This window comes from Shewanella oneidensis MR-1 (genome assembly GCF_000146165.2).
Lineage (GTDB): Bacteria > Pseudomonadota > Gammaproteobacteria > Enterobacterales > Shewanellaceae > Shewanella > Shewanella oneidensis.
In genome coordinates, this window is record NC_004347.2 from 2,480,286 (window position 1) to 2,495,198 (window position 14,913).

14 protein-coding genes are annotated in these 14,913 nt (G+C 43.3%); 9 read left to right on the forward strand and 5 right to left on the reverse strand.

The annotated features are described in order from the left end of the window. The first annotated feature begins 7 nt into the window (after positions 1-7). Genes SO_RS10895 through SO_RS10915 form a run of 5 tightly spaced genes read left to right on the forward strand, consistent with a single transcriptional unit; the run spans position 8 to position 2,100 of the window. Positions 8-667 (forward strand): Bax inhibitor-1/YccA family protein, encoded by a 660-nt coding sequence (locus SO_RS10895; protein ID WP_011072357.1) that lies wholly within the window; start codon positions 8-10, stop codon positions 665-667. A gap of 59 nt (positions 668-726) precedes the next feature. Then, on the forward strand, positions 727-1,116 hold the full coding sequence (gene tusD / locus SO_RS10900; protein ID WP_164925875.1) for a sulfurtransferase complex subunit TusD: 390 nt from the start codon (positions 727-729) through the stop codon (positions 1,114-1,116). 14 nt (positions 1,117-1,130) lie between these two features. Beyond that, the gene (gene tusC / locus SO_RS10905; RefSeq protein ID WP_011072359.1) at positions 1,131-1,487 is read left to right on the forward strand and encodes a sulfurtransferase complex subunit TusC; all 357 of its coding nucleotides are present in this window, start codon (positions 1,131-1,133) and stop codon (positions 1,485-1,487) included. After that, complete coding sequence (tusB, locus tag SO_RS10910) at positions 1,487-1,768, forward strand: sulfurtransferase complex subunit TusB (protein ID WP_011072360.1); 282 nt, start codon at positions 1,487-1,489, stop codon at positions 1,766-1,768. The genes tusC and tusB overlap by 1 nt, the downstream gene beginning before the upstream one ends. Next, positions 1,762-2,100, forward strand: coding sequence for a TusE/DsrC/DsvC family sulfur relay protein (locus SO_RS10915; protein ID WP_011072361.1), 339 nt, complete (start codon positions 1,762-1,764; stop codon positions 2,098-2,100). Before tusB ends, SO_RS10915 begins: the two co-directional genes overlap by 7 nt. Before the next feature lie 76 nt (positions 2,101-2,176). Here SO_RS10915 and SO_RS10920 read toward each other — a convergent pair whose 3' ends face one another. From SO_RS10920 to SO_RS10930, 3 genes are all read right to left on the reverse strand, one after another. Continuing rightward, positions 2,177-4,141, reverse strand: coding sequence for a RecQ family ATP-dependent DNA helicase (locus SO_RS10920; protein ID WP_011072362.1), 1,965 nt, complete (start codon positions 4,139-4,141; stop codon positions 2,177-2,179). Positions 4,142-4,219: 78 nt separating this feature from the next. After that, on the reverse strand, positions 4,220-4,546 hold the full coding sequence (locus SO_RS10925; RefSeq protein WP_011072363.1) for a hypothetical protein: 327 nt from the start codon (positions 4,544-4,546) through the stop codon (positions 4,220-4,222). Between the two features lie 154 nt (positions 4,547-4,700). Next, positions 4,701-5,204, reverse strand: coding sequence for a hypothetical protein (locus SO_RS10930; RefSeq protein ID WP_011072364.1), 504 nt, complete (start codon positions 5,202-5,204; stop codon positions 4,701-4,703). A gap of 572 nt (positions 5,205-5,776) precedes the next feature. Here SO_RS10930 and SO_RS10935 point away from each other — a divergent pair. Both SO_RS10935 and SO_RS10940 read left to right on the forward strand, forming a co-directional pair. Then, complete coding sequence (locus tag SO_RS10935) at positions 5,777-6,886, forward strand: tyrosine-type recombinase/integrase (RefSeq protein ID WP_011072365.1); 1,110 nt, start codon at positions 5,777-5,779, stop codon at positions 6,884-6,886. Positions 6,887-7,069: 183 nt separating this feature from the next. Further along, positions 7,070-9,127, forward strand: a complete 2,058-nt coding sequence (locus SO_RS10940) for a PhoX family protein (RefSeq protein WP_011072366.1) — start codon at positions 7,070-7,072, stop codon at positions 9,125-9,127. Between the two features lie 344 nt (positions 9,128-9,471). Here SO_RS10940 and SO_RS10945 read toward each other — a convergent pair whose 3' ends face one another. Next, positions 9,472-10,227 carry a tRNA-uridine aminocarboxypropyltransferase gene (locus SO_RS10945; protein ID WP_011072367.1) on the reverse strand — a complete coding sequence of 252 codons (756 nt, stop codon included), beginning with the start codon at positions 10,225-10,227 and terminating at the stop codon, positions 9,472-9,474. 497 nt (positions 10,228-10,724) lie between these two features. On the opposite strand from SO_RS10945, the gene ampC reads away from it, so the two are divergent. Together ampC and emrD are read left to right on the forward strand one after the other, a co-directional pair. Then, positions 10,725-11,930, forward strand: coding sequence for a class C beta-lactamase (ampC, locus tag SO_RS10950; protein WP_011072368.1), 1,206 nt, complete (start codon positions 10,725-10,727; stop codon positions 11,928-11,930). Between the two features lie 344 nt (positions 11,931-12,274). Continuing rightward, positions 12,275-13,519 (forward strand): multidrug efflux MFS transporter EmrD, encoded by a 1,245-nt coding sequence (gene emrD / locus SO_RS10955; RefSeq protein ID WP_011072369.1) that lies wholly within the window; start codon positions 12,275-12,277, stop codon positions 13,517-13,519. Between the two features lie 70 nt (positions 13,520-13,589). Here the strand turns inward: emrD and pssA are convergent, their stop codons facing one another. Next, on the reverse strand, positions 13,590-14,903 hold the full coding sequence (pssA, locus tag SO_RS10960; protein ID WP_011072370.1) for a CDP-diacylglycerol--serine O-phosphatidyltransferase: 1,314 nt from the start codon (positions 14,901-14,903) through the stop codon (positions 13,590-13,592). Positions 14,904-14,913: the final 10 nt, after the last annotated feature.

Consider the following 14,913-nt stretch of genomic DNA (forward strand, 5'->3'; position numbering starts at 1 on the left):
GCAAGATATGACTCAGCAAACCCTGTACTCAACGAGTGCAACAACTTTAGAAGTGAACAAACTTCTTAAAAATACTTATTTATTATTGGCCATGACCCTAGCCTTCTCTGCATTATGTGCAGGTTTAGCGATGGCGCTCAATATCAGCCCGCTGATGTCACTTGGTTTATCTATCGGTGGTTTAGTGCTGCTTTTTGTCACGCTTCGGAAAGCCGATTCAGCCGCAGGCATTTTCTGGGTGTTTGCCTTTACGGGCATGGAAGGCGCCTCATTAGGCTATATGCTTAACCATTACGCAGGAATGACAAACGGCTCCGAGTTGATCATGCAAGCCTTTGGGTTAACATCGGTCATTTTTATTGCTCTGTCAGCCTATGCCGTCACCACCAAGAAGGATTTCTCTTTCATGCGTGGTTTCTTATTTGCAGGACTGATAGTAGTGATTGCTGCCGCTATTATTAATATTTTTGTCGGTAACAGCGTCGCGTTTATGGCGATTAACGCAGGTCTGGCATTGTTGATGACAGGCTTTATTCTGTTCGATACTAGCCGAATCGTAAATGGCGGTGAGACTAATTACATCCGTGCAACTATCTCCTTGTACTTGGACTTTTTAAACCTGTTCATTGCCATTTTGCATTTGCTTGGTATTGGTAACGATGATTGATCCCTTTTTAGGGAAACTTACGCTAAAATGGCCCTACTTATAGGGCCATTTTTTTTATGATGAGCAAATTTATTATCCAAGTAAACGGGCCAGCCTATGGTTCGTCGGCAAGTGTGAATGCCCTACGTTTCACCCAAGCCTCGCTTCGAAGCGGACATGACGTTGTCTGTGTCTTTTTCTATCAGGATGGCGTGTATAACTCTACTGACTTTAATTTACCAGCATCCGACGAATATGATGTCGTAATGGGGTGGAAACAACTGGCAGCGCTGCACCAAGTGTCATTGGTAAACTGTGTATCGGCCGCGCTTAGACGTGGCATAGTGTCACAGCAGGAAGCACTAGAAAACGGTCTAAGCCATTGGAATGTGCAAAGTTCGTTCATTATGGGTGGGCTGGGTGAACTGGTCACGGGTATTGAATCAGCCGATCGGTTGATCTGCTTTTAAGCTTCGGAAATCCTATGAAAAAAATCTGTATATTGTTTCGAAGTGCGCCCCATGGCACGACAAAAGGCCGTGAAGCCTTAGATCTTGCTTTGCTAAGTGCTAGTTTTGAACAAGAAGTGAGTGTCGTATTTATTGATGAAGGTGTATTGCACCTTCTTAAAGATCAACAACCTGAGCTTATTGGTGGAAAAGATTATCTTGCGACACTGAAAGCCTTACCCCTCTATGATATTGAAACGGTTTTCGCCTGTAAACAGTCCTTAGGTGACTATGGATTAAGCCATGGTTTATTATCCATACCGGTGACAATCTTAAATGATGAAGCGATTTCTGCTCATTTAAAGTTGGTCGATGAGGTCTTAGTATTCTAATGATTTTACATCATATTCAAACGTCGCCCAGCCGAGACAATGCCCTTAAGCTTTGCCTACGTTATGCCTGTAAAGAAGATGCGATTTTACTCTCTAGCGATGGCGTTAATGCCCTATTGTTGCGTCAATGGGCAATGGCACTTTCACCCTTTAAGGTGATGGTACTTAAAGACGATGTAGTCGCCCGTGGCTTAGGCGAGCGTCTTAAAAATATTAATCAGATTGATTACAACGAGTTTGTGGCGCAATCTCTCTTGCATGATAAGGTGATCACGTGGTAAATCCGCTTATGTTTAACGGTGTCGACATCGAGCGCGACCATCAAGGCTATTTAAAAAATATCGCCGACTGGCACCCCGATATGGCGCCGCTGTTAGCCCAAGAAGAAAATATTGAACTGACCAGCGCCCATTGGGAAGTCATTAACTTTGTTAGAGATTTTTATCTGGAATATAAAACCAGCCCAGCGATTCGCGTATTAGTCAAAGCCATTGGCCAAACACTCGGACCCGAAAAAGGCAACTCCAAATACCTCTACACACTGTTCCCTGTAGGCCCTGCTAAACAGGCGACAAAAATTGCGGGATTGCCTAAACCTGCAAAGTGTATCTAGGTTGTTAAATGTGAGTTTTTAAATTCAACGTTTTTAAAGGCATATCTTAGGATATGCCTTTAAGTATCTGCTTGTTTTAAATCAAATGTTGTAATCTTTGTTTTATTTCGGCATACCTTAAATTTTCGCAGCGACCAAAACCTGCAAGTTTACGCACTTGTAAACGGGTGAAGATCGGCAGACTCATTCCCGCTAAAAAGCGGCATTGGGTTTCAAGGGAAAGTGGCACCATACCTTTACTTCTAACGAGTTGGTTAAGTTCGTTAAGATCGGCACAAATACGCTGATCCTCTGGCCAAATTGGCGTATTGGAATACGTGAGTTTGGCCACTTGACCGCGACAAACACTGCAATGACCGCAGGATTTAGGTGCTGCATTATCGTCAAAATAGCGCGCTAAATTGTAATTTAAGCAAGTTGTTAGCTCAAAGAATCGCACTAATTGGGCAATCCTAGCCACTTCTTTGGCTTCCTTATCGGCAAAATAGTGATAGAGATCTTTTGCTAACGTGGGCGTAGACAATTTGACGGTTTCCACCTGATATACATCGGTAATTTGCTTGGTTTCTAATTCAATGAGTTGCTGACTTGCAAGGTATTCTAAGGCCGCCAACACGCGGTTGCGTTCAGCTCCCGTGGCCTGATAAAGCGCATTAAAATCTAAACTTCCCCAAACACGTTTCATTTGGGTGTGCGTAAATATTTGGGTTAAAAATGCCTGACGCTCAGGTGAAAACTGACTTAATACGTGCGCTTGAGGTTGGAGAAATCGATATTGAACATCAGCGTAGTAGGCATAAAGCGGTTTGATCACGCCCTGAAGTTCAAGCTGTACCAGAAGAGTCTTAAGTGGCAGCAATCTAATATTACTCTGATTGGCTAACTGATTCAGTTGCACTTCCCAATAATTAGCTTGGGTTTCTTGGCTAATGCTGTCAATCACGGTGGCAATACTTGCTAGCTCCGGTGTGTCGCCATACACAAAGTTTTCTACAGTGTTGATACCATCCAAATTAGCTAAGGTAACGCAATGGGAAAGTTGCCCATCACGCCCTGCGCGACCAATTTCTTGGCAGTAGTTTTCGATGGATTTAGGTAAGTCATAGTGGATCACAAAACGGATATTGCTTTTATCAATCCCCATGCCAAAGGCGATGGTTGCAACGACGATTTGAGTCTGACCTAGCATAAAATCATGCTGAATTTGCTGACGTTTATCATCATCAAACCCCGCATGGTAAGCCTGAGCAACAAAGCCCATGCTGCAAAGTTGTGATGCAACTTCTTCCGCTGTATGCTGCAACGTCACATAGACAATCCCCGCACCATCAAAACTTTGTAGTTGTTGCTTGAGTATTCGTAATTTATTTTCACTGGCAACAGGTAGCACTGTTAAATCAAGATTTGACCGATAAAAACCTGTTTGCACAATGTGTTGTGGCTTTATATCGAAACGAATCGCCATATCCTGTTTGACTTTTCGCGTTGCGGTAGCGGTGAGTAACAGCACTAACGGAATCGATAACTCACGGCAATAATCGGGTAATTTCAAATAATCGGGACGAAAATTATGCCCCCATTCGGAGATACAGTGGGCTTCATCCACAACCAGCATTGATAGTGGAATAGATTGAATAAACTGCCGAAAACGTTCATTTTTGAAGCGTTCAACTGACACCATCAACAATTTTAACTGGCCTGAACGCGCCTCTCGCATGACCTGTTGGGTCTGTTCTGGCGTTAAAGTTGAGTCGATACTTGCCGCTTTAATGCCCTTCTGTTGCAAGAAATTCAATTGATCTTTAATCAAGGCCAACAAAGGTGAAACCACTAAGGTTAAATGGGGAAGCTGAAGCGCGGTAAATTGGTAACAGAGTGATTTTCCTGAGCCCGTTGGAAATATCGCCAGGCTCGATTGGCCCGCTAATAGCTGAGTGATAACCTCACCTTGGCCCGGTCTAAATTCTGAAAAACCAAATTGTTGCTGTAATCGTGAGATTAAAGCTGAGCCTTCGTCAGGCTGAGACGCTGAATAAGACATATAGATACCCTTTTACCCTACACTTCAACAAGAAAAGGTCTAAGACTGAGGAAATGGTGAGTGCTATAAACCTAGTCACTATGACTTTCTGGCTAAATATAAATTGATAAATGCGGTGAGCTTATCATTAAAGACTTCTTCAAATGTGTCGAGGTCTTGACCTAATGTATTGAAATATATAGAAACCTGAGAGCGAGATAACCATTTGTTATCAATACTATATTCCATTTCAGGTAAAGTTTTATCGTAACGAGGCACTAAGGTCCACGTCACTAAGTCGACAGCAAAATGCTTCATTGCTTGCTGTGCTAAGTTGCAAAAAGCTTCAATATGTTCGCGACCATCTGGTCCAAGACAACCTGGTTCAACTCGGCAAAGTACTGATAGCTTTTTTGGCATTGACATAGGTTTTCCCTGTAAGAAGCATTGGTAAATTTTTTGCGATTAAACACCCATCAAACAACATAGGCTACCGCTTAGTTCTCTTTAGTTTACGTTACATAATCAGGAAGTCACGTTACGACGATTTAAAACCTAAAGTTGTTAACTCAAATGAATATTAGTCGGCAGATTGTTCTTCATTCGCGATAAAAACGGCTGCGGCATGCTCAGATAATAACGTATCGATGGCTTGATCAAAACTGTCTAAACGTTCAAGTTCCATATAGCGCTTTAACCGTAAAATAATATCCTTGCTCACTTCAATATGCGACTTCTTCTGACGCTTTTTAATTTGTGAAAGTTCTTTGCGAACCGTGCGCCAGCCTAAATCACTAAAATACTGATTCAGCATTCGATTAATCAGTTGCAATTGGAGATCAACATTTTGATTTTTTTTACGCAATTGAACTAGCACATTTAAGTTAGCGATTAATTCAGTGTAACTCGTAGATGTTTGCGCTATTAAGTTAAACCATTCGGCCTTCTCCCCTACAACATCTGGATGAACCATGCGATAAATTAATGGTAGGGCGAATACTAATTCCGCTTTATCTAATAACAATAATTTGCGCCCAGCGGTCGGTGCGGCATGGTGGTATTCCCAAAAATAGGTTGTCGTCATTTATGTAGAAAATTATAGCCCTTGGTAGGCAACATGATAACGATAAATGCTGAAATACAAAAGAATGGTTACACCATTTTATCTAGTGTTTTTTGCAATGGCTTTTCATTGAAGTAAATCTGAGGAGAAAAGGATCTGCTTCACTTCGATAGTGATGGCTAATCCCCTGTTTTTTGAGGCTAAATTCTAACCAATACAATATGCAAACATTCTTCCCCTTAGCCAATAAAATGGTTAAACCATAGTTTAAAAATAGGCTAGTTTCGCCACACTCTGTAGTAAACATAAAAATTCAGGTTGAGTGTTTTATCGGCAAAATTTGGATTGCTCCAGTGCGATTGGCTAATATTTAAGCGGAGTTATTCTAAAGGGTTGCCGATGGTTATATTTAGACAATATAAAGATTTCACGCTCCTTAACCTATCACTTCATTAATTGTTTTATTTATAACCAATTTGATTATTTTAAATTCAAACAATTCTTCTACCAGTGATAATGACGTTTATCACTGGTAGTAATGGCGACTATTTCCGTATAATTTAGCCAGTTTTATCGGCAGTGAAATAACATTAATGTCAAAATCGATTCAAATTTATACCGCGGATGACAGTCATTCTCATCAAGCGGTGGGTATAAGCGCGAATTTAACAAAGCCATTTACACAAGGTGATAAGACATTTTTTGAAGAAAGTTCACTTCCTCAATCCGTGCATGCTGACTTTTATAATGCAGCTTCCGAAACTGAGTATGAAATATCCAACAATACTCGCCGTGTATATCGAATTAGCTTTAGTTTTTTTGAACAGTATTGCCTCGAACATAATCTGCAATCTTTACCAGCCGATCCGCGCAGTATTATTTCATTTATCGGTCATCAAAAAGAATTACTGCAAGCTAGCACTGGGATGCAGCTTTCCAAACAAACTTTAACTACGCGGATTGCCGCCATTCGTTTCTACCATATTCAAGCAGGTTTTCCGACACCTACTGAGCACCCGCAGGTGATTCGAGTCATGCGCGGTTTGAGTCGTAATCATCATCGTCTAGTTCAAGATTATGATCAGCAACCCATAATGTACGATGAAGTTGAATTATTGATCCAAGCTGTAGATCAACAGCCCCATCCCCTACTTCGTCTAAGAGACAAGGCCATCATTCAACTCGGTTTACAGGGGGGATTTCGCCGCTCCGAATTAGCAAATTTGAAGGTGCATTATTTAAGTTTTATGCGGGATAAATTAAAAGTGCGTCTGCCCTTTTCTAAAAGTAATCAGCAAGGGTTAAGAGAGTGGAAGAGTTTACCCGATTCTGAACCTTTTGCGGCTTATCATGCAGTAAAATCATGGTTAAATGAAAGTCAGATCACTGATGGGCATTTATTTCGATCTATTTCCCGTGATGGCAAGACATTAAGACCGTATCACGTAAACGATAATAGTAAGCCCAAATCTACATTTAGCCGAAATAGTGGTTTCTTAAATGGAGATGATATTTATCGGATCATTAAACAATATTGTCTAAAAGCTGGATTACCCGCGCAATATTATGGCGCCCATAGTTTACGAAGTGGGTGTGTTACACAACTACATGAAAATAATAAAGATATATTGTACATCATGGCTCGTACAGGGCATACTGATCCGCGCTCCTTACGCCATTATCTAAAACCGAAAGAAGATTAATATCCACTTTTTACTTAATTAATAACAGTAATTCAAGGGGCATTTTCTAAGTTAGGTTCCATTTTAATGAGCGTTAAAATTGTTAATTGCAGTATTTCTGTCATATAAAATCAGCGTTAGTGTCATATTGATACTTTAGGCTTAGCCACGAAATCTCATTCTTCGTACTAGCTGGAGTAAAATATGAGCAAGGCCACCTTTGATCCTACACGCTATAATAAAAGTAATAACGAACCTTTTAATCAAGTGTTGGATAAACATTTATCTCGTCGTAATTTTGTCAAAAGTGGATTAGGTCTTGGGGCTATGACTGCCTTTGCTGGCATGGGGTTGACTGGATGTGGTTCTGACAGTTCTTCTTCTCCAATCCCAGTAGATCCTGTACCACCTTTACCACCAACCAAAAGTAGCGCTAAGCTTAACTTTACCTCAGTCAAAGGTGCACGCTTAAATGCTGTAGTCGTTCCTGAAGGTTATAGCGCTCAAGTACTTGCGCCATGGGGAACGCCATTAAATGCTAAAGCTGCACCATGGAAAGCCGATGGCAGCAATACTGCAGATGACCAAGCAAACTCAGTGGGTATGCACCACGATGGCATGCATTTCTTCCCACTGAACCAAGCAGGTGATGATGGTTTATTGTGTATTAACCATGAATATATCGATGAAATAGCCTTACATCCTAATGGTCCAACGGTCGATGCAACGACGGGTTTACGCACCATTGTCGATGAAGTGCGTAAGGAAATTAATGCCCACGGTGTGTCTGTTGTCAGAATCAAACTGACGAATAATCAATGGGAAGTTGTGTATAACGACAAACATAATCGCCGCTTTACCGGCGCGACAGTGATGGATATCGCTGGACCTCTCGCCTATTCTCCATTACTTGAAACCCGCTATTCTCCCGATGGCAGTCAAGCACGCGGCACTTTAAATAACTGCGGCAATGGTTATACGCCTTGGGGGACTTACCTCACATGTGAGGAAAATTGGCCTGAGTATTTCGTAAACCGTAGCACCCTCACCCGCGATCAAATTCGAATCGGGATCAGTAAAACGTCAAGCCGTTATGGTTGGGATGATCTTGCTGGTCAAGATGAAGAGCGCCTTGATGAGTTTAGCCGCTTTGATGTGACGCCTAAGGGAGTTAGCGCTCGGGATGATTATCGCAATGAAGCCAACGGTCATGGCTATATCGTGGAAATTGACCCATACAATCCCACATCGCGCGCAATTAAGCGCACAGCCTTAGGGCGTTTCCGCCACGAAGGCTGTACATTCGGTAAGTTGAGTGAAGGTCAACCCGTAGTATTTTACTCTGGCCATGATGCGCGTTTTGAGTACCTCTACAAATTCGTGTCGGCAGCACCTTGGAACCCACAGGATGCCAACAGCAGCAATCGCCTCGAAATCGGTGATAAGTATATGAATGAAGGTACATTATATGCTGCTAAGTTTAATGAAAACGGTGTTGGCGCTTGGTTGCCATTGACTTTAGATAGTCAAACGACCGACGGCAAAACCTTAGGTAATAGCTTTGCAAGTCTTGCTGATATTATCCTTAATACGGCGGGTGCTGCAGATTTACTGGGTGCGACCCCAATGGATCGCCCTGAATGGTGCGCGGTCGATCCATTCACCGGTTCAGTGTATTTAACACTGACGAATAACTCGAAACGTACCGAAGCCAACCCTGCAAACCCAAGACTGAAAAATAACTTTGGGCATATTATTCGTTGGGATGAAGCTGATAAAGAGACTGAATTTACCTGGGATATTTTTGTCTTTGGCTCGCCAAGTGATGGTAATGCAGAAACAAACCTCTCTGGCTTAACGGATCTAAACCAATTTGCTAGCCCAGATGGTCTTGCCTTTGATAAGCGTGGTATTTTATGGGTACAAACCGATAATGGCGCTGAAGAAGTCGCAGAAGAAACAAACGATCAAATGCTGGCGATTGTCCCTTCGACACTGCTTGATAGTGCCAATAAACAAACCAGTGTGACAGCCAAAAACCAGATGGAGTTAAAACGCTTTTTCGTTGGTCCAAACGATTGTGAAGTCACAGGTTTTGCTATAAGCCCTGATTACAAAACGGTATTTGCTAACATTCAGCATCCAGGTAACTGGCCTTATTCAAACAATGCCGCAGAAGTCACACCGACAGGTGTTGTGCTTCGCCCACGTGCTGCCACTGTGGTGATCCGTAAACTCGATGGAAAAGAAGTCGCCGTTTAATCTATCGGGTCAACCATCTGATTAAGCTTGGTAATCCCCTCCCTCGAGGGGATTTTTCTTTCATGACATCGCTAGGGCGTGTTGACGTTTCTGGGTAATTTTTGCAGCAATTTGGCTGACGTTTATGCAAGGCAAAAGTGTAGTTATTCTACATAAACGGACGATAACGCAGCAGAAACGCCAGCCAAATGCTGCCCGAAGGGTTCGTCTGGCAAGCTCTTGTTCTTACTTTCTGTCATAAGAGCTGCTCGTCATTTGAGTAGAATAACTACACATCATTCCTCGTTTCGCGAGCACGAGCTTGCCAGAACGAACAAAATTTAATCTCGAAACGTCAACACGCCCTAAGGCGTTGCAGCGGTATAAGCCACTTCAAAGGCATTGGTAAAATCACTAATCGGGAGAATATCTTCACGGCAGCGACGATTTCGCCCCAGTAATGATGACTCCACAAACAGGTCGAACCATGCCGTTAATGCTTTACCATTTGCCTCTTCTCCCATCGCAGCCAATGCAAGTGACGCGACTTCTGCCGTTCCCAGTTGAAAATCGTGACTCCCCTTACGTAGTGCGTAAGTGGCTAAAGTATCAGGATCAAAAGACAAGATAGGCAAGCCCTGCAAATAAGGACTCTTACGAAACATCTTAATGGCTTCTCGCCAACTGCCATCGAGCATAATCAGCAAGGGACGTTTACCTTTGGCAAGCGTGGCCATAGGGACTTGGCTTAAAACGGTTTGGCCTTGGTCCGCATATTGTGCCGGAAACACTAAAAACGGCTGATAATGGTCGCTGCTTAAAAGTGCAAGTAACTCTGGAGCAGGATCGGTGCGCGACCAAAGAAACGCGTGGGTATCGGGGATAAGATCTGCAATCAAACGGCCACTATTTGTTGGCTTAAGGACCTCATCGTTATACATGATAAGCAGAAAGCTAGCCTGAGTGGTTAACTGCTTTCGCAGCGAGCAGGTACAAAATTGCTCGCCTAATAAACACAAGGGGCAGCGAATGAGTTTTTTACCACGAGCGCCAAAAGGTTTAGTCGAAATGGATTTGCGGTATTCATATAAGCGATGTACAGCGTGTGGGGCAAGAGCCATAGCAACCAATTCTCAATCAAACTCGTTTTAAAAGGCAGTACAAAGCGTATGCCATTATTTCGCGGAGGCGCAGTGTATCCTTTGGCCGATAAAGGTGCAATTAGCCTAATCTAAAAGCATTATTCTTGACGAAAATAAATGTGTGGTTGAATGATCTCTAAACCCTCTTCATTTGCATAAATAAACATACTAATTTCGAAATATAATATTTAAATACAATGATTTATATATTATTTACTCTTTATTAGATTGTCGACTCAGATAAAACCACTTAGACGAAATCTGATGGTCAATCTGATTTAAGTTGTGATAATTTTTTATATCTCACCCAACTGATGAGAACGTGTTGACGTTTCAGGGATATTTTGCAGAAATTTGACTGGCGTTTATGCAAGGCAAAGTCCGTGCTGTGTAGTTATGGACGATAACGCAGCAGAAACGTCAACACGCCCTAGCGACATCACTCTAACTATCACCATAAAAGTGAAAGGAATTGTATGACTATCTCTCCATTAAATTCACATACGTTAGGCTCAACCAGCCTTGGGTTAATTTTGCTTGTAGCACCATTGATGGTGCATGCCACCCCACAAAATGCCTTAACCGCCTCCCAAGACACTAAGACAATAAAAAGTATTGTCGATTCTGCGGTTAACCCCTTGATGGCCGAATATGGGATCCCAGGGGCTGTGCTCGGGATCAGTATGAACGGGCAGCAATACTTCTTTCCCTATGGCGTCAGTTCAAAAAATACAGCTGAAAAAGTCAGTAAAAATACCCTATTTGAGATTGGTTCTATCAGTAAAACCTTTACCGCGACCCTCGCAACATACGCTCAATTTGAGGGTAAACTGACGCTGACAGATAAGGTCAGCCAATATCTGCCCGAATTAGCTGGTAGCCATTTTGACCAGATTAATCTCATTAATTTAGCCACCCATACTGCGGGCGATCTGCCTATGCAAGTGCCCGATAATGTCACCAATAACACTGAATTAATAAGCTATTTTAAAGCCTGGCAACCCGCCTATCCCGCTGGTACACATCGAAATTATGCCAATCCCAGCATTGGCCTTCTCGGTGTGATCGCGGCAAAGCAACTTGGTCAAGGCTTTCCTGAGGCAGTAGAGCAAACTCTCTTTCGACAACTTGGTATGACAAACAGCTATCTTATGGTTCCAACGAATAAAATGGCTGATTATGCCCAAGGCTACAATAAGCAAGATCAGCCAGTACGCCTCAATCCAGGTGTGTTAGCCGATGAGGCCTACGGAATAAAAACGACGGCAGTGGATCTACTCCGCTTTGTTGAAACCAATATGCAGCAGCATTCGGTGCCAGCAAGGTTGCAACGTGCCATTGATGCCACCCATACGGGCTATTTTGATGTAGGCCCGATGACTCAAGAGATGATTTGGGAGCACTATCCCTATCCGATTAGCCTTGATAACCTCCTTGCTGGACATACTCAAGACGTTGTGTTTGGCAGCATGCCAGTGAAAGCCATCACACCACCCCAATCGCCACAGCAAAATGTCTGGATAAATAAGACTGGCTCAACTGGCGGTTTTGCCGCCTATGTGGCTTATATTCCAGCTAAAAAGCTGGCAATGGTGTTATTGAGTAATAAAAATTATCCTGTGCCGCCACGGGTGACTGTGGGATACCAGATATTAACTGGCTTAGAAAAGCTCCCAAACTGATATCGCGTCTTAATATTGCAGTTCAATGCATCACTTGCCGAGATGGAGAGGTTTTTCTCTCCGTCCCATTCATCTATCGCTAATGTTTTTCTTTAAGCATTAAAAATCCATGTTAACAAACAGCTTCTTTTCGTTGGCATAAGAGTATGGCCTGTATCAATTTACAAACCTAATTAACAAGATGAAAACCAAATGTAAGCTTAATTTTACAGCCATAAAAGCATAGAAAAACTTATGCGTTGGATTAAAAAATATTCCAATAAATCAAGATGATTAACACTTGAACTGCTCGATTTTGGGCGTAAGATGCGCGCCATCGTTCAACTGTGCTTTTTTACGGAATTATGATGTCAGGCGAAAAACCGTCTTTAATCTCAGCAAAAGCGTCAACTCCATCAGCAGGAAGTGCCACTCGATTGCTCTTTATGCTGGTCTTTATGGTTGCCTGCGGACAGATGGCCCAAACGATTTTTGTGCCAGCGCTCCCGCTGATTGCCCAAGGCTTAGCCGTTGATGCAAGCAAGCTACAAGCAGTCATGGCCTGTTATCTACTTGCCTACGGCTTATTTCAATTTATCTATGGCCCATTATCTGACCGATATGGCCGTAAACTCCCACTGCTGATTGGTATTGGGATCTTTATAATTGGCGCGTTACTGGCCACACAAGCCACAAGCTTTAATCAGTTAATTTGCGCAAGTCTGCTCCAAGGCCTCGGTACAGCCAGTGCGGGCGCCCTGTGCCGCAGCATTCCAAGGGATCATTATTTTGGTGATAACTTATTAAAATTTAACAGTTATGTGTCCATGGCAGTGGTATTTCTTCCCTTGGTAGCGCCCTTTTTAGGCAGCCTCGCTTCAGCTTACTTCGGTTGGCAAGCCGTTTATTGGGTTTTATTTGGATTCGGTGTCTTTGTTTGGCTACTGCTTTGTTTTGGCTTTAAAGAATCTTTACCAAAGGACAAACGAGAGCAACAACCGGTATTAGCCTCCTATCGCCATGTGTTACGCCATCGCAGCTTTAGGGCATATCTATTTTCATTAATCGCCACCTTTGCGGGCATTGCCGCCTTTGAAGCCATTGCGGGCGTACTCTATGGCCAATATCTGCAATTAACGCCCTTTATGGTGAGCTGTTATTTTGTGGCGCCTATCCCAGGCTATTTACTCGGCGCACTGATTGCGGGTAGACAAAAACAAGCACAACGCTCGGTATTCCAAGGTGTAGCTTTGCTCGGCGCTGGTGCGCTGTTTATGTTGATCCCTGGGCTGTTTCAACTGGTCGTCGGCTGGAGCTTATTGGTTGGTTCGATTCTGTTTTTTAGTGGTGCGGGCATGCTATTCCCTACATTAACCTCAGCTGCGTTAGAACCTTTTCCGCGTCAAGCGGGAATTGCGGGGGCTTTGCTGGGTGGTTTACAAAACTTTGGGGCAGGACTGGCGGCATTAACCATGTCGCTCGTGCCTATGGGAGGTCAGTTAAGTATCGGTTTACTGAGCGCTGTGATGGTGCTTTTAGTGATTGTGGCCTTGCATTATGCGCGGGATCAAAACGATACCCATCAAACGCTATTGCCGCAAAAAACTTAATCCATGTTGCCATGCTTAAACGACAAAGCCCACTTATGGTGGGCTTTGGTTTTTATCTTATGCTTATCGATTACAGGATACGTCTTAGCAAAAAGTCTGCTTTTAACCTTCTAATCCGATTCATAATCTTCTTCACGGGATCGGGATAACTTTGCAAGGTATCTACTTGACTGTAGTGATATAACCTCTGTGTATGCTCAAGGATATGGGCTTGCTCGGCCTCAAATTGCGCCTTCCAGCTACCCGTTTCATCGTGGATCAGTATGCCATTCTCAAGATCCAATGCCCATGCTCTTGGGTTTAGATTCGAGCCTGTGATCAAATGTTTACGACCATCGGTACTGATGCCCTTAAGGTGATAACTGTTGATCCCATGCTTCCACAGGTGAATATTGAGCTGACCATTATCAATCGCCCACTGCTGACGTTTCGCAAACTTACGCAGCGATTGTTCATACAAATAAGGCAAGGCACCGATGGTGGAGAAATCTTGCTCAGGCGGAATATAAAAGTCATTCGCCGTTTTATCCCCGACGACAATATCAATCCGTTTGCCTTTGCGCAGATGTTTAGCTAAGGCACGGACCAAAATATACGGAGGATTGAAGTAAGGCGTGCAAATAAACAGCCTATCTTTTGACTCCTCAACCATGGCAATAACCGTTTTATTCAATAGGTTATGTTTACGGCCTAGCCCAAGTAATGGCGTCACACGATTGCCACTGCGAGTCTCGTTAAACTCGTACTGCGCCTGAGACAGGCGTAATTTAAAGCTGCGTACATCCGTTTTAGGCGGTAACACTTCCTGCTGCGCATCTTGAGTGAGCGATGTGACAGCCGGATCGGCAATGATATAACGCTGGATCATTGCCCGCATGCTGCGCGCAAGCTCTGCCGACTCAATCACATGGTAGCGGTCAAAACGGTATTTATCGTTTTGCTGTAGATAGATGTTATTAAGACTTGCGCCGCTGTAAATCACAGCATCATCAATCACAAAGCCTTTAAGGTGCAATACGCCCATAAATTCACGTGACTTGACTGGCACCCCCATAATCTCTATGGGATGCTTCGCCTCAGCCATGACTTTGCGGTACATCAAATAATTACCGCTATCACCCTTATGGCCGATCAAGCCGCGTCTCGCACGGTGAAAATCAACCAACACTTTGATATCCAACGCAGGATTATTAGCCTTCGCCGTCATCAATACCTGTAAAATCTCTCGCCCTGCTTCATCATCTTCTAAATAGAGTGCAGCGATATAGATGCTGGTCTTGGCATTTTCGATGCGAGTGAGTAACTCTGCCTTAAATCGGCATGGCGTAAGCAACCACGTTAAAGCCTCGGGTTGAACGGCTATTCCACCAAGCTTATCTAGCAAGGCATCCTCC

Bases quoted from the DNA above. Each gene is read 5' to 3' on its own strand.
- SO_RS10895 (WP_011072357.1), top strand. From the start codon at position 8: ATGACTCAGCAAACCCTGTACTCAACGAGTGCAACAACTTTAGAAGTG.
- SO_RS10940 (WP_011072366.1), top strand. From the start codon at position 7,070: ATGAGCAAGGCCACCTTTGATCCTACACGCTATAATAAAAGTAATAAC.
- tusC (WP_011072359.1), top strand. From the start codon at position 1,131: ATGAAAAAAATCTGTATATTGTTTCGAAGTGCGCCCCATGGCACGACA.
- SO_RS10935 (WP_011072365.1), top strand. From the start codon at position 5,777: ATGTCAAAATCGATTCAAATTTATACCGCGGATGACAGTCATTCTCAT.
- SO_RS10945 (WP_011072367.1), bottom strand. From the start codon at position 10,227: ATGGCTCTTGCCCCACACGCTGTACATCGCTTATATGAATACCGCAAA.
- tusB (WP_011072360.1), top strand. From the start codon at position 1,487: ATGATTTTACATCATATTCAAACGTCGCCCAGCCGAGACAATGCCCTT.
- SO_RS10930 (WP_011072364.1), bottom strand. From the start codon at position 5,204: ATGACGACAACCTATTTTTGGGAATACCACCATGCCGCACCGACCGCT.
- SO_RS10925 (WP_011072363.1), bottom strand. From the start codon at position 4,546: ATGTCAATGCCAAAAAAGCTATCAGTACTTTGCCGAGTTGAACCAGGT.
- emrD (WP_011072369.1), top strand. From the start codon at position 12,275: ATGATGTCAGGCGAAAAACCGTCTTTAATCTCAGCAAAAGCGTCAACT.
- tusD (WP_164925875.1), top strand. From the start codon at position 727: ATGAGCAAATTTATTATCCAAGTAAACGGGCCAGCCTATGGTTCGTCG.
- ampC (WP_011072368.1), top strand. From the start codon at position 10,725: ATGACTATCTCTCCATTAAATTCACATACGTTAGGCTCAACCAGCCTT.
- SO_RS10920 (WP_011072362.1), bottom strand. From the start codon at position 4,141: ATGTCTTATTCAGCGTCTCAGCCTGACGAAGGCTCAGCTTTAATCTCA.